The sequence below is a fragment of the Pseudomonas syringae genome, from assembly GCF_000737245.1.
GTDB lineage: Bacteria > Pseudomonadota > Gammaproteobacteria > Pseudomonadales > Pseudomonadaceae > Aquipseudomonas > Aquipseudomonas syringae_J.
In genome coordinates this window covers 1-928 of record NZ_JPQU01000090.1, presented here as the reverse complement: position 1 = coordinate 928, position 928 = coordinate 1, and the positions used below count along the sequence as shown (strand labels likewise).

At 60.8% G+C, this 928-nt stretch carries 1 protein-coding gene; it reads right to left on the bottom strand.

Annotation, left to right across the window (positions count from 1 at the left end):
* Positions 1–928, bottom strand: a 928-nt coding sequence (locus tag IV01_RS01615) for an AMP-binding protein (RefSeq protein ID WP_032631609.1), incomplete at both ends; no start/stop codon positions are given.

The following is a 928-nucleotide window of genomic DNA, read 5'->3' as shown; positions in this document are numbered from 1 at the left end:
CCAGCAACGAATGCCCGCCCAGCTCGAAGAAGTTATCGGTCAGGCCCACGCGTTCCAGCTTGAGCACGTCTTGCCAAATGGCGGCGATTTGCTGTTCCAGCTGGGTTTGTGGGGCGACGTATTCACCTTGCTGATGACTGGCGTCCGGCGCTGGCAGGGCTTTGCGATCCAGCTTGCCGTTGGCGGTCAGGGGCAGACTCTGCAGGAAGATCAAGTGCGCCGGGACCATGTAGTCCGGCAGGTTGTCCTTGAGGGCGGTTCTGAGGTTTTCACGGGTCGATTCGTCGGCGACGACGTACGCCACCAATTGCTGGCCGCTGGCGGTGTCTTGCGCCAACACCACGGCCTGACGAACCTGAGGTTGCGCCAGCAGTTGCGCTTCGATTTCTCCCAGCTCGATGCGGAAGCCACGAATTTTCACCTGATGATCGCTGCGTCCCAGGTAATCGATGCTGCCATCGGTGCGGTAGCGGGCCAGGTCGCCGGTGCGATACAAACGGCTGCCATCCTCGGCGAACAGGTTGGGAATGAAGCGTGTGGCGGTAAGGTCCCGACGGTTCAGGTAACCCCGCGCCAGACCCGGACCGCCGACGTAGAGTTCGCCAATGCAGCCTTTGGGCACTGGATTCAGTGCGCCGTCCAGCAGGTACCAGGACAGGTCGGCCAGCGGTGCGCCAATCGGGCTGTTTGAGTGGTTCAGATCGGCTTGGGTGATCGGCCGATAGGTGACATGCACGGTGGTTTCGGTGATGCCGTACATGTTGATCAGTTGGGGTGATTGGTCGCCGAAGTGATCGAACCAGGATTTGAGGCTCGGCACATCAAGCGCTTCACCGCCGAATATCACGTAGCGCAGGGCGAGGTTTTGCTGTGCGCCACAGGCCACGGCCATCAAGGGCTTGAAGGCTGATGGGGTCTGGTTCAGTAC